The following is an 18,015-nucleotide window of genomic DNA, read 5'->3' as shown; positions in this document are numbered from 1 at the left end:
AAAAATAGCGCTATTATTTAGTGCTATTTTTATTTTATGAAAAATAAAAAAAGTTATGGATAACCATAACTTGGTGAATTACATTTGGTGCGTCGTACAGGGCTCGAACCTGTGACCCGCTGGTTAAGAGCCAGCTGCTCTGCCAACTGAGCTAACGACGCATATAATTATTATAATATGAACTTATTATAATAATTAGTTAATTTTAGTTAATTGTTTCAAATTTTAAAATTGAAGGTTTTTGACTTAAATATTGATTAATGTTTTCTCAATCAACTTTATATTGATCACTGTTAATGAATTTTTGATAAGCTTCAGGAGTTGATCATCTTTCTACTATCATCATTGTGTCTTTATCTTTTCACACTGCATCAAGAGAAAGATTTAACTCTTCTTTTTTGTTATTTTTTAATCATCTTTCTATATCTATTGAAAATTCTTTTTTTGTTTCTGTTTTAACTTTTAATTGTCTTAAAACTACATAAATCATATTTACTCCTACTTTATTCTTGCGAATAAAATGAATTTTTCTTCTGGTTTTAAATTGTCAAACTTGTGTAAATTATTTAATTCTTCTTTAGTGAATGATTGAATATTTAATGCTTTGGCTAATTCATTCATTTTTTGAGGCAATGCTATTTGCAGGGCGTATGCAATTGTATAAATTCCATTAAGAAGTCTACTCAAAATTAACTCTAATTCAACTAAATTATCAGTTAATTTTCATGGAGTTGTTTCGTCTATATATTTATTAAGTTTATTACTTAATTCTATAGCAAGTTTTAAACCTTTATCAATTTTAAATTGGTCCATCAAAGCAGAATATTCTTGATCAAAATTTAAAATTTCGTTAACAATATTTTGATGAATTGAACTTGCAGAATCTCTATAAACCAGTCCATTAGGGAAAGAATTATGTAACATTTTTAATGTTCTAGAAACTAAATTTCCAAAATTATTTACTAATTCTGTGTTAATAATTTCAATGAATTTTGCCTCGCCAAAATTAGAATCATCACCAAATGCAACTTGTGATGCGAAATAATATTTAACCATTTCATTGTGATATTTATCTAATAAATATTGTGGTTCAATTACATTATTTAAAGATTTAGACATTTTTCTACCATCTTTATCCCTTAAAAGTCCATGACTAATAATATGGGTAGGTTGTTTTAAGTTTAAAGCTTCTAAAAACATTGGTCAATAAATAAAATGGAATCTTGCAATTTCCTTACCTAAAATATGCACAATTTCATCACCATTTTTTCAATATTTTAGATAATCATTTCCTTCATTGTCTAAATCAAAGCCTAAAGCAGTAACATAATTAAATAAAGCGTCTAATCAAACATATAAGGTGTGATTTGATTCTTCATTAATAGGAATTGCTCAATTAACATTTGTTCTTGTCACTGATAAATCAGATAAACCTTGCGAAACAAAATTATTTTGCATCTCAGTTACAATGTTTTTGGGTAATAGAAAATCAGGATGTTTAGCAACAAAATTTTCTCATCATTGTTGCATTTTACTAATTTTAAAAAAGTAACTTTCTTCAGACATTGTGATTAATTTATGACCAGATGATGGGTGATAATAATTTCCATCTTCCTTTAAAATAGCATTATTTTTGGCTAAAAATTCTTCATCTTCAACAGAATATAAACCTTCGTATTTATCTTTATAAATAAAGCCGTTTTTTAAAAATCAACTAAAAATTTTCTTAACTGCTTCTTCATGGTTTAAGTTTGTTGTCCTGCTAAAGTAATCAAAATCAATGTCTCATTTTTTTCACATTTCTTTATAAGAGGCTACTAATTCATCAACAAATTCCTTTGGATTTTTATTTAATTTTGCCGCTTTATTTTCAATTTTTTGTCCGTGTTCATCGCTACCAGTTAAAAATTTGGTATCGTACCCTTGACTTTTTTTATAATTAGCAATTACTCAAGCCATTATTGTGCAATAAAGATGTCCAATATGCAATGGACCTGAAGCATAATAAATTGGAGTAGTAATATAAAATGTTTTTTTGTTTTTCATTTTATTTAGTAATCACTTTCTTTGGTTTATACAATTCTTTAATTTCTTTTCTATATGAGTGTTCTGTTAAATTATTTGGGTCATGTAAATATAAATTTGGTAAAAATTTTGTTCCTCAGCCAGCCTGATATCTTGCTTCAATTAAAACTAATTTGGGTTGGTCTTGCATTCTTGGCAAAATAAATTGAATTCTTTTTGGTTCAAAATTATATTTCCTCATTAAAAAAGTGCAATCTATCATTCTTTCAACTGGAATAACCACTGTAAAATAGCCCTTTTGTTCAATAATTTTGCTGGCTCCATAAATTAATTGTTCTAATGTCAATTTTATTTCATGAGTCGCAATTAAAAATTGTTCTGAAATTTTTTTACTAATTTTTGTTTTATCAACTCTGTAAAATGGAGGGTTGCAGACAATCGAATCATATTTTTTGAAATGTTCATCTTTTACTTTTTTTATTCAAAATAAATTGAAATCATCATTAATTAAATTAATTTGTTGTTGTTTATTATTAATTTCTACGTTTATTTTAGCCACTTCAATTGCTTCTGGCTGAATTTCAATAGCATCAATTTTTAATTCACTAAATCTTTCACTAATAAAAATAGATAAGGCTCCATTGTTGGTGCCGATTTCTAACATTTTTTTCACTTTTCGATTTAATGAAACAAAATTTCCAAGCATTATTGTATCAACTGAATAATTGAACATGGTTTTATCTTGATAAACAAATAATTCAGAATCAAAACCAAGTGAGTTCTTAATGAGATTTCTTTTTAAAATTATTTCTTCTTGCTTCATTTTGTTGTTCTTTTAATTCTTTTTTTATTAAATAATTAGCAAAATCTTCTTTTAAAACACAGCTTACTTTTCCAGTTGTTTCATCGGCATCAATTACTACCACTTTGACTTTATCACCTAATTTATAGGACTTTTTGCCATTTGTAATTAAATTATTCTTGTCGTCAAAAACAAATTCGCCATCACCTATTTCACTAATGTGAATTAATGCACTTGTTTTGTTTTCAAATTCAATAAATAATCCAAATTTTAAAATAGTTACAATTTGTGCCTTAAATTCTTGATTAATTTTTTGTTTATAATATTCTGCGTATTTTAAGTCGTTAGTATCTCTTTCTAACTCAACAGCTTTTTGTTCTGATTCAGAATTTTCTTTTGCAATTTGTGTTCCAATTTCTGCAAAGTGTTCTAGTTTATCTTTTTGATTTTTGAAAATAATTTCCCTAATTATTCTATGAACCATTAAATCTGGATATCTACGAATAGGACTGGTAAAATGACAATAAAATTCACTTGCTAATCCAAAATGTCCAATATTACCTAATGAATAAATAGCTTTAGACATTACTCTTAAAAACATTGTTTTTAAGAATTCATCATTTCTAATTTCTTTGATTTCTTCAATTATTTGTCTAAAAGCTACTGGAGAAATTTTATTTTTATCTATTTTTAAATTAATTCCTAATTGATTTAATGTGTTATTAAAGTTTTCGATTGATTCTTCAGTAGGAATTTCATGAATTCGATAAGGAATAGGCAGTTTATTTTTATGACTGAAATATGCAACCCCTTCGTTTGCTCTAACCATAAAATCTTCGATCATAGCCTCTGATTCACCTTGTTCTTTAACTATAATATCTTTTACATAGCCTTTTTCGTCTAACTTAATAACTGGTTCTTTAATTTCGAAATTAATATAACCTTCATTATTTTTGTATTCTCTAATAATTTTTGACAATTCTGAGGCATTAGTTAGCATTTCATTTAAAGATTCATCTTCGAATTTTTGTCCTTTTAAAAATTCATTTACTCTTTCATATGTTAATCTATATTTAGAATTAATAACTGTTTCTTTAATTTCACTGTTTAAAATTTTTCCTTTTTTGTCAATTGTCATTATGATACTCATTGTTAGACGATCGACATTTGGATTTAAAGAGCAAATTCCATTTGATAACTTCTCAGGTAACATCGGAATAACTCGATCTACTAAGTAAATGCTCGTTCCTCTTTTTAAAGCTTCTTTATCAATTTCACTATTTTCAGTAACATAATATGAGACATCGGCAATGTGAACGCCTAATTCATAGGTATTTTCATCGATTTTTTTAACATTTATAGCATCATCAAAATCTTTAGTACTTGATCCATCAATAGTAACTATTAATTCATTTCTTAAATCGAGTCTATTTTCCATTTCTTTTTGAGAAACAAAATCGGCAATTTTATTAGATTCATTAATTACTTCTTTTGGGAAATTCTGAATTGTGTCTCTTTCTTCAATAAGAGCATTAACATAAAGCATTGGGTCATTCATTTGGCCAATAACATCTTGAATTGAAATTCAAATTACATTTTGGTTTTCGTAGCTTATTACTTTAGCAGCAACTACATCATTATTTTTAATGGTTGAGGCTAAATTCTTTATTTTAATAAAATGATTTTTAAAATTTTGTGCTTTTAATGGTTTGAAATAAAAACGATTTTTTTCTTGAGTAACCTTACCAATGATTTTAGTTGTATTTCTTTTTAAAATTTTAGAAACTGTTGCAAATTCTCGTTGTTCAGAATTTACGATTTTATATGAATCTATTAAAACTTCATCACCATTTAAAGCGCCGTTAAATTCAGTTGGAGGAATAAAGTAACTAATTATATTTCCTTCTGAATCGAGTTTATCACTATCAACAAAAGCAAATTTACCATCTTGAACAAATTTAATTATGCCTTTTTCGCTTGATAAAAATTCTAAACTTGCAAAAGTATCATTTCTTAATCTAGTTATTTGTTTTGATTCAATTAATTTATTCAAAAGAGTGGTTAAATCTTTATTTTGATTAAATTTGACTTTTAAATAATTAGCAATATTTTTAAAAGTTGCATTTGGATTCTTTTTTAAAAAAACTAATAATTTCTCTTCATTTATCATATTATTTAATTCAAATTCTAATTACAATTGAAAATAACAACAAAATAAATCCTGCTATAATCATTGAATATTTTAGAACTTTTTTGAATCCCCTTTCTTTTGATGTTTTAAATAACTCTAAATCTGCCGATCCAACTAAAGCACCTGAAAATCCATTAGAATCTGGTGACATTAAAAGTGAAATAACAATAATAAAAATCGAAACAATTATCAACAATGTAGTGATTGCTATTAACATATGAACCTCTTAAATTATTTTGTTTGTTATTATATTTTATATATTCTAATATTAATATAATATTTATAATTAAATAAAAAATCAGTGGTAGGAGTAATTATGAAAGAAATAAATGATAAAAAATTAATTATTATTTTTACAGGGCCGAGTGGAGTGGGTAAAGGTACAATCGAAAAAATTTTATTTAATCAAAAAGATTTAAGATTGCAATTGTCTTGTTCTGCAACAACCAGAAAACCACGTGAAGGTGAAATTGATGGTCAACATTATTTCTTTATTACTAAAGCGCAATTTGAAGAGTCAATTAAAAATCATGAATTATTAGAATATAGTTTTCACTTTGATAATTATTATGGGACTCTTTTTAGAGAAATTGATCGTATTCATGCAAGTAATAATATTCCGTTTTTAGAGATTGAAACTGAAGGTGCAAAACAAATTTTATTAAATCCAATTAACCATGAAAAATACAAAATTTTAACTTTCTTTGTATCTCCTCCTACAATTGAGGATTTGAAAAATCGAATCAAAAACCGTAACACTGAAGATGAAGCTGCAATTTTAAAAAGACTGCAAAAAGCTGAACAAGAAATTGCTGATAAAAATCATTTTAAATATGAAATTATCAATGATATTCCTGAAAGAGCCGCTGAAGAAATTCGCAATATTTTAAAAAATGAAATCAAATAATAATCTTAAGTTTGGAAAATTTACTGACATTGGCACAAAGCGACTTGAAAATCAAGATAGAGTTGCTATTTTTTGTAATGAACAATATTACTTATTAATTTTATGTGACGGAATGGGCGGACATTTTGGCGGTGCATTAGCAGCAAGCACAACTATTAACACTTTTGAAACAACTCTTCACCAATTAAATGTAACACAAAATTTAACAATTGATGAAACTGCGCGATGAATTGAACAAAGCGTACGAAAAGCACGAAAAGAAATGGAATTTTTGAGTTTAAAAGATGCTGCTTTGATTGATATGGGGACTACAGTAACTGGAGTTTTAATTAATAGCGTAGCTAAAACAATTGTGGTTTTTAATATTGGAGATTCTCGCATTTACACTATTAACAAAGATAACTCAGTAAATCAAATTACCAAAGATCATAATTTATACAATAGTTTAATTGAAAAATTCAACTATACACACAAACAAGCCGTTGCTGAAAGAGGTCATCGAGCCTTGACTTCAAGTCTTGGACCAACTAAAAAAACAAAAATTAATATTTCTGATTTGTCAAAATTTTATGATGAAATTGAATTTGTTTTTGCAACTTCTGATGGGGTACATAATTTTGTAAGCCAATCATTTTTTGAATTAATTTTTATTAATAATAAAGATGATGATTTAGATAATTTAGCTCAAGATATTGTGCAAGAAGCTTTATTAAATAAATCGAATGATAATTTGTCAATAGGAATAATTAAATTAAGGGATTAAAATGAGCGCAAAAGATAGTATTAATATTGCTAAAAAATATAAAATAAACAGTCTTATTGGCAAGGGTGGATTTTCAGAAGTTTATAAAGTGCAATATTTAAATGATGAAAATTCAGACATTTATTATGCTTTAAAATATGCAAAAGTGGCAGAGAGTGCTGATATTGTTGCTGCTAAAAAACGTTTTTTACAAGAGACTCAAATTTACAAAAAGATTCAGAGCAATAAAGTGGCTAAATTTATCGAATGTTATATTGATGAAAATGAGCAATATATAGTGATGGAATATGTAGATGGCAAGACTATTAAAGATTTTTTAAGACAAAATCAAAAAATTCCAGCTAAATTAGCTGTTAATTATGCAAGTGAAATTGCCTCGGGAATTCATGAATTGCATAGTTCAAAAATCATTCATCGTGATATTAAAAGTCATAATATTATGATTACAAAAGATCGAAAAATTAAAATTATTGATTTTGGATTAGCTTTAGATGATAGTTCACAACGTTATACGAGAGAAAATAGTATTATTGGTTCGCCTTTTTACATGGCACCGGAATTAACCACCTTTAAGTCTCAACCATCAGTTAAATCTGATATTTATGCTTTAGGTATTTTGCTTTATGAAATGATTACTGGTGAATATCCAGTTAAAGAGCAAAATGCTCAGCAAACTATTATGAAACAAAGACAAGGAATTGTGCAAGATTTAGCTAAAAATTTCCTTTTGCCTCAGCCTGTAATTAATTGTATTATTAGGGCTACTGCTATAGATCCAAACAAAAGATACAAATCAATGTGAGAATTTAAAAAAGATTTAGATACAGCTTATGATTCTAAAAGAGCTTGTGAATTACCACTTGATTTAAAAAAAATTGAAACCAAAAAAACTTTCGGTGATTTTATTAACACAAAAACATTTATTTATACTTCAATTGTTTTATGTGTTTTAATTTTACTAGCTGGAATTGCTTTAATCACTTGACTTACAATATAGGAAAATATGCGCGGAAGAATTTATTCAATTAATAGTGGAAAATATCAAATCAAAGATGAAAATGAAAAATTTCATCTTTTGCCTGCTGCTGGAGTATTTAGACATAATAATATAACTCCTTTAGTAGGTGATTTTGTTGAATTTGACGAAAATGGTTATATTACAGATATTTATGAAAGATTGAATTCTTTTATTAGACCTAAAGTAGCCAATATCGATCATATTATTGTGGTAATGTCTGTAAAAGAACCTAAATTTCAAACTTTTTTAGTCGATAAGTATTTAGCTTTAATTGAAAGCAAAAACATTGAACCAATCATTTTTATTACAAAAAATGATTTAGGTTCAATTTCATACGCCGAGGATTATAAGCAATTAGGTTATCAAGTTTATGAACTTAATCATAATTCAGATGATTGAATTGAAATAATTAAGCACATTTTTGATGGTAACACTTGCTCTTTTATGGGTCAAAGTGGAGTAGGGAAAACCACCATTATTAATAAAATGTTAAATTTAAATTTAGAAACTAAAAGAATAAGTAAAAATGCGGATCGTGGCCAACATACTACTAGAATAGTTCAAATTTATGATACTTTTGGCGGATATTTAATTGATACTCCTGGTTTTTCTTCTTTAGATATTAAAATGACAAAATTAGAACTTTCTAAATCTTTTCAACAGTTTAAAAATTTGTCAAAATTGTGTAAGTTTAAAACTTGTTTACACGATAATGAACCAGTAGAATATTGCAATATAAAATTAAATGTTGGTAAAGAAATTCCGGAATTTAGGTATGAAAATTATTTGAAATTGTTAAAAGAGGTGAAATAATGACTGAAAAATTTGTAACTCCTTCCTTATTAAATGTTGACGAAGGAAAAAGATTAGCAATGGCTGATTTGTTAATTAATGAAGGAATTAAGTGAATTCATTATGATGTGATGGATGGTGAATTTGTCCCTAATATTGCAATTCAATTTGAAGAAATAAAAGAAATTAATGAAAAAGGTAAAAAGCATTTTAAGGATATCCATTTAATGGTTGAAAATCCCCTTGAATATTTAGAAATTTATCAAAATGTGGGTGATATTTTAACTGTTCATTTTGAGGCTATTAAAAATAAGAGTGAATTTTTAAGTTTTTTAAAAAATAACAAGAAAACTGCTGAATTTACTATTGGTTTGGCAATTAAACCTAATACTGCTGTATATGAAATTGAAAAATTTTTACCTTTTGTTGCTTTAGTATTAGTTATGTCAGTTGAACCAGGATTTGGTGGACAAAAATTCATTCCTGAAGCTTTGAATAAAATTTCTCAATTAAAACAAATAAGAGAAAAAGAGCAACTTCATTATCTAATTCAAGTCGATGGTGGTATTAACAATGAAACTGGCCCTCAATGTTTTAATGCTGGAGCTGATGCTTGTGTAGCTGGTTCATTTTTAATTAAAAATCCAAATAAAGATACTATTGACAGTATTTTAGGAAACTAAAAAAAGCCTATAAATAGGCTTTTTTTGCTAATTTAATTGGTTGTTTTTATTAAACATTTGGCAGGGGTTAAAGGAATCGAACCCTTATAAGCAGTTTTGGAGACTGCAGTAATACCATTATACTAAACCCCCAAATTTAATTTTTTTAATTATAATTTAGTCTTTTAATCTTATATATATTTTTATATAAAAATAAAACTTTGTTATTATTGTTTATAATTTTGATATTTATATATTTAAAATAAAAATAAGAAAGGTGAATATGGCAAAAAGAAAAGAAACTTTTTTTGAGCGTCTTACCAGAAAAAATGCTGAGCAAGCTGAAATGGGTAAAGCTCCAAAAAAAAGAAAAAGTTGAAAAATTTTAGTACTTGGATCTGTATTGACTGTTGCTGCTGTTGCCGGAATTACCATTCCGTTGGTAATTAATTCAACCAAAGTTAATTATTTACAGCCACAAAATGGAAATACTGTTGTTTATTCTTTTAAATCTCCAATTTCAGAAGATACCAAAATTTCATATACTATCAATTTAATTGAAGAAAGAAATAAAGAAAATAATGATAGTAACTATAATTCACAATTAAATAACTTAACTAAATTGGCTACTTATTATCTCTACGAACAAGAAGCTAAAGCTTCAAGTGAATATCAAAGATTATGAAATGCATCAAGAAAATCTGGGGAAAAAGAAACAACTTCATTGCGTCTTAAAACAATCAGTGAATTAGAAACTGAATTCAGAAATGAAATAAAAGATTTAAAAGAGAACACAATTAAAAAATTTGGTTATGAAAATTGAGAATCACAATTCAATCAACTTTTAATTGATAATTATTCAGGCGCTAAAACTATTGAAGAAGCTGTTTCAAATAAGGTTTATGATTCAATTAAAAGTGATGCTTTGCGTCGTTTTAAATTGAACACTTCTGATGTTAAAGATTTACTTGATAGAGTTGCAAATGTTGATATTTTTGAATTAGATGAAAACGGTAAACCAAATAGTGAAAAATTATTAGTTGCTAAAGGTGAAAAAGTATTTACTTGATTAAAACCAATTACTAGTGAAAATCCAGATGGTAATTATATTGAATATGATGGTAAATATATGGGCCTAATGACCGAAAGTTTTGTAACAAGTCAAAAATCTGCAAGATCATTTATCGAATATTATTTAACTAATGAAAATCCTTATTTATTTACTCAATTTACTCTTCCAGGAGTTGCCAAAGAAAAAAATGATGGTAAATGAAATTTAAGTAAAGAGAACTTTAAATATTTAATGTATTTATGACCAATTAATTCTAATGAAACACCTTCAAATAGTTATGATATGGTTAAAAATAACTTTAAACCTTTTAGTTCATATATTCAATTATTAAATGAAGAATCTAATTCAAATTTACCAACTCAAGCCAGAGTTTATAATGATGTTATTAACAAATTATCTGTAGATAGCGACACCTTAAAAGCAAACTTCGGTACTCAAGGAATTCTTTCTTTAAAAGACTTATTTAAAGACAATCAAACTATGCTTAAAGCTTTTGCTACTATGCCAGAAGTTTTATTTGGTACTACACAGATTCAAGAAATTGACTTATTTGCAAAATTAAAAGAAATTCAAGACTCAATTATTGCAGATCAATCAATTACAAAACCTGATTTTAGCAATGCCGATACTTTAGAGAAAAAACAAAAACTAATCACTGATTTTAATGAAGCAATTAAAAAGGCCTTTGATGAAGCGGATGAATCAAAAGAAAAAGGTTTATATGATAGTAAATTCCAAAAATTAGTGACTAACAAAATTTCTGAATTATTTGAAATTGGACAAGAAGTTAATGGAAATAAACAATTACAAGGAATTTACAAATTAAAAGGTTCAGAAACAACTTATATTTTGCTTGATACAACTGGAATTTCATTAATTGATATTAACAATTTAGCAAATGTCGACGGAAATACAGCAGAAATTAAATTAAAAAATCAAGTAAATAAAATGATTGAAATGATTAAAAATGATTTTATTTTAAGCAACAAATTTAAACAATTAACAGGCGTTAAATACAATGCTTTAAATGTCTTGAATAAATCATTAACTGATTCAAGTTTTGTTTTAGCCACTATGTTGAATGATCAAGATTTTACTTCTTATTTATTAGAACAAAATAATCCTTTTGCCACTGATGAACAAAATAATTTAATTAAAGATGCTAAATTTACAACTCAAGTAATTGAGGACTTAAAATCTCAAAACAATCAAATTATTTTTGTAAATAAATCTCAAGATGCTTTAAATGTATTAAAAAATGTGGAAACTTGAATGAAAACCAGAGCCGATAATGGCGCTGATCAATTATTTACATTGAAAAATAATATAGTTTACTTTAAAAATAACAGTGATGAAAACGCTAACACCATTATGTCTAAAGTATTAAAAACAAGATTAGATTTATGAAAAGGAGGCAATAATGAAAATTAAAATGTTTAAAAAATTAAGTTTTATTTCTCCTTTAATTGCTTTTCCTTTAGTTGCTGTTTCTTGTGGTAGAGAAGTTAAAAGTTCAGAATTAATTGAACAAGATAATTTATTATCTTCAGATCAATTAATAACAAATATCGAAAAAGATTGATTAGAAAATACAGTAGCTGCTCTTTATAATATTGATTTAAATAATGCTGAAACTAAAAATAGCTACTTAAATGATTTGCAAAATTTAAATGCTACATTATATGAAAATGCTAAATTAGCTTTTGAAATGTATGCACAAACTAAATTAAATAGTGATGGTTATTACTTTTTTACTCAAAATAATACATGATTAAAAAATGGTATTTTAAATGCTCAGGAAAATAGTCAATTGAACACCAATATTTTGGCTTCTGTTGTTCCAAATGAAGAAGCTTTTAAAATTTACTGAAGCAAAACTGAAACTGGAATAAGAAATGAAATTAATAAAATGCTATTAGTGCTTAAATATTTCACAATTTCAGACAAAGAACAATTAAAAACTACTATTGATAATTTTAAATATGATTCTAATTTAAAATATTCACTTGAAAATTACAATTTAATTAAATATGCTTTAGAAAAAAGAATGGTACAAATTTGAAAAAAAGAAACTTCTAGTGCAATTTCAAAAGATGATTTCTTTATCAAGGGTTATGGTTTTATTAAAAATGTGGCTGATTTTAATGCCTTTTTAGAAAATACAACTGAATTTACCAAAACCTTACCTAATATTCAAAAATTAACTAATAATAATTATGATTTAGAATTAAAAGGTTATGCTGGTTTCACAAGCAATGTTAATGATTATGGTCTTTTTTGAGATTATGATAGTTTATCAAAAGTTAAACCAGAGACTACTTCATATTCACTAACAGGATTTTATGATCCAACTACCAATAAATTATTAGCTTCTTTAGATGAAAATAATAGTTATAGTCCATATACTGATAATGCTTCTACTTCAGACAAGGCGATTGTAGTTTATTTAAATCAAATTGCGCCAATTTCTGAAGCAGGAGAGGGAACTGATTTACCTATTTCTGAAGATTCTTCTGAAACTAAAAAAGTACCTCTTTTAACTTTTAAAAATACTCCTTATGGAACTGAAACCAATATTGCTAAATTATCTTTTATTTTCTTCAATAATGATTCATCTTTATATTCAAATGCGCAAAGTGCTTTTGCAAAATTAGGATATAAAATAACTATAAATAAAGCGGTTAATCAATCTTTAGCTGATAAAATGAAAGAGAAAAACTTTATAGTGGTTGAATAAAATGGATGATATTTTTGTAAAAATTATTAATCGTGAATTACCCGCTGATATTATTTATGAAGATGAAAAATGTATCGCTTTTTATGATAAATTTCCTGCCAAAGAAGGACATTTTCTAGTTGTACCAAAAATTAAAAAGACTGATATAACTGAAATGGATGATGAAGAAAGTGCTTATCTTTTTAATGTTGCTCGTAAATTAGGAAAACAATTTTGTAAAGACAAAGATAAAGGTTTTAGATTAATTATCAATACAGGCAAAAAAGCAGGACAAACTATTTTTCACACTCATATTCACATTATCCCTTTTACTAAAGAAGGCGAAAAGTTGACTTTTTAAGAAAAAATCACAAAACTTAGTTTTGTGATTTTTCTTTTTCTCCCTTAATGTGACAAATTCTGCATCTTGCTTGATATTCGCTGTCTCCAAGGAAATTTAATTCTTGATTTGAAGTTTGCCTAAATGAAAAGCCTGCATCTTTTTTACAAATTCAACAAACTGCTTTTAATTTATCAACATGATCAGCAATCGCAATTATGTTCGGCATAATCCCAAATGGCCTTCTTAAAAAGTCCATATCCAATCCAGAACAAATTACTCTTACTCCATTCATAATTAAAAAATCAATTACTTCAAATAATGTTTCATCCAAAAAATTCACTTCATCAATCGCAACTGCTTTGTAATTTGATTTTCAGTGACTTAAAATTTCTTTTGCTTCTGAAACATTTATTGCTTTGTGTTTAGCTCCTGTCCGACTGACAATTTCAGTCGCAGAAAATCTATTGTCAAATTTGGGTTTAATTACTAAAGTTTTAATTCCTGCAATTTCTAATATTTTTATTCTTTTTAATAGTTCTTCGCTTTTACCGGAAAACATTGGCCCAGTAATAACTTCTAAAAAACCATTTTTTGCTCTATTTAAATACATTTGAAATAAAAAGTCTTAAATATATAATTTAAGACTTTTTGCTTTTATCCTTGTAAAGCTAATTCGGTTAAAGTTCTTACAAGAATTCCTTGAGGTTCTTCATTGATTTCTGCTGTTCCGGCCACATCACAGTGAATATATTCAACATCTTCTGTGAATTCTTTTAAGAACATTGCGGCTGATGAAGAACCAGCATTTCCTGATAAATCAGTGTTTTTTAAATCTGCTACTTTTGAATTTCTAATGTTTTTAGCAAAGGCTTCGTCAAATGGCATTCTTCATACTAATTCATGCGCTTCTTTGGCTGCATTACTTAAATTTTCTCATGCTTTATCTGAAGTTGCTCAAATTCCAGTATAAGTTGTACCTAATGCTGAAATCATTGCGCCAGTTAAAGTTGCAACATCAACTAAACGGGTTGCGTTTAATTTTCTTACTGCGTATGTTAATCCATCAGCCATTACTAAACGACCTTCTGCATCAGTGTTGTTGATTTCAACAGTTTTTCCGTTCATTGATTTTCAAACTGCATCAGGTAATGAAGCGTCACCATTTACACGGTTGTCTGTAATACACATTACAGCCGCAAAATTTGATTTAGGTTTTAATTGAGCAATTGCTTTTAATGCACCAGCAACAATTGCTGAACCTGACATATCAAATTTCATACCAAGCATATGTCTTGCGCCTTTTAATGAATATCCACCTGAGTCAAATGTGATTCCTTTACCAACTAAAACTGTTTTTTCTTTGCTTTCTGGATTACCATTGTATTCAATTACAACCACTCTTGGTTCATACATACTTCCACGGTTAACAGAAAGTAAAAGTCCCATTTTTAATTCTTCAATTGCTTTTTTGTCTAAAACTGTAACTTTTAAATTATTATATTGTGCTAAATCTTTAGCTACATAATCAGCTAAAAATTCAGAATTACATACGTTTGGTGGCATAATTTGTAAATTTCTTACAAAATTTTGAGCTTCTGATAAAACTAATTCTTTTTCGAATCTATCTTGAATTCAAGCTTCTACATTTTCCATGTATGGTAATAATGTAAATTCTTCTTCTTTTTTATTAGTTTTTTCATTGAATAATTCTGCTTTAGCAAAATAAACTGCTCTTGTTAAAGCTTTAATTGCTCCACCATTACAAAAGTTATCTTGGCCAGCAGCAAAAGATTTTAAATCAACAAGATATGATCTTTTTTGAGAAGCTACTACTGATTTAAATGTTGAAACTAAACTATCTCAAGTAAATTTACTTTTTTCTCCTAAGTAAATATAAGCAACATTTTCATCTACATATTCTGTAATTGCATTGTTTTTTTCAATTAAATGTGGTTTTGCTTCATCGCCTTTGTAAAAAGCTTTAAGAAGCATATCACCATTTTTTTCTTTTAATATTTCTTTAAATAACATGCTTATTCCTTTCTTTAATATGTTTATTTTAGCATAACATTTAATTAATAAAATAGTGCAATTTTATAATTTTCTTTATAATGTTTTTATGCAAAAAAATAATATTATTGATGTAAAAATTGAAATCCCAAATGGGTCAAAAATTAAATATGAATATTCACGTGTTGATGGACAAATTCATGTTGATAGAATTTTAAGAGGAGATTTTGTTTATCCATCAAATTATGGTTTTATCCCTAATTCATTAGATTGAGATGGTGATGAACTTGATGTTTTACTTTATAGTCAAGAAGTATTTCAACCTGGTGTGATGTTGCAAGCAAGAATTATTGGTGCTATGAAAATGATTGATTCGGGCGAAACTGATACTAAATTGATTGCAGTACACGCTGATGATTACCGTTTAGATCAAATTAAAGAATTAAAAGATTTACCAGAACCATTTTTATTAAATTTAGAAACTTTCTTTAATAATTATAAAAATTGAAAAAAACCAGGTTTAACTAAAGTAACTGGTTTTGAAAATCTTGATTGAGCTCTTAATGAGCTTGATGAGTGCATTGAATTGATGAAAGAATACGGGCAAATGCCTAAAGATGATTTCATTGAATTGATGAAACAAAAACATCCTGAAAAATATGAATAAAAGCGATTTTCGCTTTTTTTCTTATTTTTCCATTCTTTCTGATTAGTTGCTAAGTAAACATTTTAAAAATATTTTAAAATTATTATGAGAAGTTTGCAATAGGTATACTTCTCAGGAATAGAGGTAATATGAATTCAAACATTAACACTCTCAGAAGAGAAGAACAAATTAAAAATTTAATTGCTGAAATTTTAGCAATGGAAATTCACAATACAAATGTGATTAATCCAACTGTAATAGATGCTAAATTATCAAGTGATTTATCTCATGTGAAAGTGTTTGTAACTTTTACTGAAAAGTCAACTAAAGGTTTAGAAGCGTTAGAAAATGCTAAAGGGTTTATTAGAACTAAATTGGCTAAATCTTTGGATTGAAGAAAAATTCCTGAAGTTCATTTTGAATTAGACGAATTAACTAATTCGGCTATGAAAATCGATAAGATTTTGGAAGAAATCAAAAATGAAAAATAAAAGCGGATTATTCCGCTTTTTTATCTTTAATTTTTAAGTAGATCAATAATGATGAAAGTAATGCTGTAATTTGAATTGATGCAATTAAAAAGTTTTGATTGATACTATTAATATTCAAAAATCCTAATCCAAATCCTGGTGAAGCAATTGCTATTTCTAAAAGGAAAAATCATATTTCATATTTATATTTATTTTTTCCAATCACTATTATATTTATAAATAACATTCCAATAATCATTACAAGTGTAATATATTGAATAATTCAATTCATTAAATATGAAATTTCATTTTCTAAAATGAATTCTAATGATAAAGTTTTTAAACTTAGGGAAATAAAAATAAAATAATGAGTAAAAATTAATACATTTCATTTTTTCGTTTCTTTGTGGTGATCGGCCATTTTTTCAAAATGTAGAATGTAATAAAGAAATAAGCTGCCTGTATAAAAAATTCCAGACATTCCTTTTCAATCAAAGTCTTTGAAGAATTTGCCTAATGTAATTAATAACTCACCAAAGAAGATAATTACTAATAAATTTAATCTTTCAATTAAATGTGGTAAATTAACATTTTTTTGTTTAATTGTGTATCTATAAACTGTAGGTAGGACTATAAAAATGGCAGCAAGCGATAGAATAAAATACAATCCTATTTCATATCCAATAAAAGCAGCACCTAAAATTGAAGAACCCAATACTGCAAAAGTAATTGCATTAATTAATATTGATTTTTTTCATTCTATTGCATCTTTATCCAAGAAATATACATAAAAATATTGCAAAGCCATATTAAAGTTCAACATACTAAAAATTACATTAAATCTAAAAAATGTTGCTGATCAATCACTATTAATTGAAAAAGCTAAATACATTACAAGTCCCATATCAATTAATGTAAATAATTTTTCAATTAGTTTATCTTTGCCGAATTTATTGACAAAAATTGTTTTAGTCATTCATAAATTTAACAGAATAACTATGACAACAATAAATTTACTAAAATCTATAAAAGATAAGTCATGATCTTCTGGCCCGTGAAAAACATTAGCGAATTTACTAATTGCTAAAACGAAAACAAGATCATAAAAAAGTTCTGTAAAAGTAACTTTTTTTACAAAATTTAATATTTTTTCTTTCATTTTTTCCTTTTAAGAGATTAAATATTTTTGCTATTTTATTAAAATATTGAAGATAAAAAAATAATTTTGTTCTGCGAAATCGTTAAAAAAAAGAAAACTTGATTTTTTAATCAAGTTTTCATATGGTGCTGAACCTGCATTTCCCACTTGCGGGTTTTTTTATGCTTTTTTTTACACATACATATTTATAAATAAATATGTAAAAAAACTAGTAATTTACTAGGTAAAGTGTGGTATAATAAAGTTATGAAAACTAAAAAAGAAGATAAAAGAAAATGAATATTATGTGTTTCAAATCAAAAATCAGGTAAATATATACAAGTTGGTTATAGAAAACCTAAAGGTACAGGCTACGAAGTAAGATTTGGCATTGGTTATGAACATGACTTTGAAAAATATCAAAAAAATTCAATTGAAAAAATCAAAATGCTTATTAAAG

General features: G+C 26.4%; 18 protein-coding genes, 2 tRNA genes and 1 pseudogene. 11 read left to right on the top strand and 10 right to left on the bottom strand.

The features are described from left to right. Positions 1 to 85: 85 nt before the first annotated feature. The 6 genes from Q346_RS0102180 to secG form a co-directional block, all read right to left on the bottom strand. Positions 86 to 161 (bottom strand) — tRNA-Lys (locus Q346_RS0102180). Between the two features lie 44 nt (positions 162 to 205). After that, entirely contained in the window at positions 206 to 490 is a 285-nt protein-coding gene (locus Q346_RS0102175; protein WP_027332874.1) for a putative quinol monooxygenase, read from the bottom strand. A gap of 8 nt (positions 491 to 498) precedes the next feature. Next, the gene (gene metG, locus Q346_RS0102170; RefSeq protein WP_027332873.1) at positions 499 to 2,046 is read right to left on the bottom strand and encodes a methionine--tRNA ligase; all 1,548 of its coding nucleotides are present in this window, start codon (positions 2,044 to 2,046) and stop codon (positions 499 to 501) included. 1 nt (position 2,047) lies between these two features. Further along, a complete protein-coding gene (locus tag Q346_RS0102165) occupies positions 2,048 to 2,848 on the bottom strand; it encodes a tRNA1(Val) (adenine(37)-N6)-methyltransferase (RefSeq protein WP_027332872.1) in 801 nt (266 codons plus the stop codon). Continuing rightward, on the bottom strand, positions 2,808 to 4,997 hold the full coding sequence (rnr, locus tag Q346_RS0102160; RefSeq protein ID WP_027332871.1) for a ribonuclease R: 2,190 nt from the start codon (positions 4,995 to 4,997) through the stop codon (positions 2,808 to 2,810). The genes Q346_RS0102165 and rnr overlap by 41 nt, the downstream gene beginning before the upstream one ends. A 1-nt stretch (position 4,998) precedes the next feature. Beyond that, complete coding sequence (secG, locus tag Q346_RS03830; RefSeq protein ID WP_036437973.1) at positions 4,999 to 5,235, bottom strand: preprotein translocase subunit SecG; 237 nt, start codon at positions 5,233 to 5,235, stop codon at positions 4,999 to 5,001. A 99-nt stretch (positions 5,236 to 5,334) separates the two neighbouring features. Here secG and gmk point away from each other — a divergent pair, with 99 nt between their 5' ends. Genes gmk through Q346_RS0102130 form a run of 5 tightly spaced genes read left to right on the top strand, consistent with a single transcriptional unit; the run spans position 5,335 to position 9,181 of the window. Beyond that, complete coding sequence (gene gmk / locus Q346_RS0102150; protein ID WP_027332870.1) at positions 5,335 to 5,925, top strand: guanylate kinase; 591 nt, start codon at positions 5,335 to 5,337, stop codon at positions 5,923 to 5,925. Next, positions 5,912 to 6,688, top strand: a complete 777-nt coding sequence (locus Q346_RS0102145; protein WP_027332869.1) for a PP2C family protein-serine/threonine phosphatase — start codon at positions 5,912 to 5,914, stop codon at positions 6,686 to 6,688. Before gmk ends, Q346_RS0102145 begins: the two co-directional genes overlap by 14 nt. A gap of 1 nt (position 6,689) precedes the next feature. Then, positions 6,690 to 7,685, top strand: a complete 996-nt coding sequence (locus Q346_RS0102140) for a serine/threonine-protein kinase (protein WP_027332868.1) — start codon at positions 6,690 to 6,692, stop codon at positions 7,683 to 7,685. Between the two features lie 6 nt (positions 7,686 to 7,691). Continuing rightward, a complete protein-coding gene (gene rsgA, locus Q346_RS0102135) occupies positions 7,692 to 8,519 on the top strand; it encodes a ribosome small subunit-dependent GTPase A (RefSeq protein ID WP_027332867.1) in 828 nt (275 codons plus the stop codon). Beyond that, the gene (locus Q346_RS0102130; RefSeq protein WP_027332866.1) at positions 8,519 to 9,181 is read left to right on the top strand and encodes a ribulose-phosphate 3-epimerase; all 663 of its coding nucleotides are present in this window, start codon (positions 8,519 to 8,521) and stop codon (positions 9,179 to 9,181) included. The genes rsgA and Q346_RS0102130 overlap by 1 nt, the downstream gene beginning before the upstream one ends. 58 nt (positions 9,182 to 9,239) lie before the next feature. On the opposite strand, the gene Q346_RS0102125 is transcribed toward Q346_RS0102130, so the two are convergent. Further along, a tRNA-Trp gene (locus Q346_RS0102125) sits at positions 9,240 to 9,313 on the bottom strand. Between the two features lie 130 nt (positions 9,314 to 9,443). Between Q346_RS0102125 and Q346_RS0102120 the strand changes: the two genes are divergently transcribed. From Q346_RS0102120 to hinT, 3 genes are read left to right on the top strand one after another with little or no spacing between them, the layout of a single operon-like run. Beyond that, positions 9,444 to 11,663: a HinT-interacting membrane complex protein P80 gene (locus tag Q346_RS0102120; protein WP_027332865.1), complete on the top strand. Its 2,220-nt coding sequence runs from the start codon at positions 9,444 to 9,446 to the stop codon at positions 11,661 to 11,663. After that, positions 11,653 to 12,969: a HinT-interacting membrane complex lipoprotein P60 gene (locus Q346_RS03825; RefSeq protein ID WP_051521792.1), complete on the top strand. Its 1,317-nt coding sequence runs from the start codon at positions 11,653 to 11,655 to the stop codon at positions 12,967 to 12,969. Before Q346_RS0102120 ends, Q346_RS03825 begins: the two co-directional genes overlap by 11 nt. A gap of 1 nt (position 12,970) precedes the next feature. Continuing rightward, positions 12,971 to 13,309 carry a histidine triad protein HinT gene (gene hinT / locus Q346_RS0102110; RefSeq protein ID WP_027332864.1) on the top strand — a complete coding sequence of 113 codons (339 nt, stop codon included), beginning with the start codon at positions 12,971 to 12,973 and terminating at the stop codon, positions 13,307 to 13,309. A gap of 16 nt (positions 13,310 to 13,325) precedes the next feature. On the opposite strand, the gene Q346_RS0102105 is transcribed toward hinT, so the two are convergent. Together Q346_RS0102105 and Q346_RS0102100 are read right to left on the bottom strand one after the other, a co-directional pair. Next, a complete protein-coding gene (locus Q346_RS0102105; RefSeq protein ID WP_027332863.1) occupies positions 13,326 to 13,901 on the bottom strand; it encodes a thymidine kinase in 576 nt (191 codons plus the stop codon). Positions 13,902 to 13,945: 44 nt separating this feature from the next. Next, a complete protein-coding gene (locus Q346_RS0102100; RefSeq protein ID WP_027332862.1) occupies positions 13,946 to 15,322 on the bottom strand; it encodes a M17 family metallopeptidase in 1,377 nt (458 codons plus the stop codon). A gap of 88 nt (positions 15,323 to 15,410) precedes the next feature. On the opposite strand from Q346_RS0102100, the gene Q346_RS0102095 reads away from it, so the two are divergent. Beyond that, positions 15,411 to 15,968 carry an inorganic diphosphatase gene (locus tag Q346_RS0102095; protein WP_027332861.1) on the top strand — a complete coding sequence of 186 codons (558 nt, stop codon included), beginning with the start codon at positions 15,411 to 15,413 and terminating at the stop codon, positions 15,966 to 15,968. Between the two features lie 128 nt (positions 15,969 to 16,096). After that, on the top strand, positions 16,097 to 16,438 hold the full coding sequence (gene rbfA / locus Q346_RS0102090; protein ID WP_027332860.1) for a 30S ribosome-binding factor RbfA: 342 nt from the start codon (positions 16,097 to 16,099) through the stop codon (positions 16,436 to 16,438). Positions 16,439 to 16,445: 7 nt separating this feature from the next. Here rbfA and Q346_RS0102085 read toward each other — a convergent pair whose 3' ends face one another. Continuing rightward, complete coding sequence (locus tag Q346_RS0102085; RefSeq protein WP_027332859.1) at positions 16,446 to 17,576, bottom strand: low temperature requirement protein A; 1,131 nt, start codon at positions 17,574 to 17,576, stop codon at positions 16,446 to 16,448. A 246-nt stretch (positions 17,577 to 17,822) separates the two neighbouring features. Here Q346_RS0102085 and Q346_RS03820 point away from each other — a divergent pair. After that, positions 17,823 to 18,015: pseudogene (locus Q346_RS03820) on the top strand (IS1634 family transposase); the annotation flags it as partial.

Origin of the sequence: Mycoplasmopsis gallinarum DSM 19816 (genome assembly GCF_000621085.1) — a bacterium.
Classification (GTDB): domain Bacteria; phylum Bacillota_I; class Bacilli_A; order Mycoplasmatales; family Metamycoplasmataceae; genus Mycoplasmopsis; species Mycoplasmopsis gallinarum.
The sequence above is the reverse complement of the archived record's forward strand: the minus strand, read 5'-3'. Positions and strand labels throughout refer to the sequence as shown.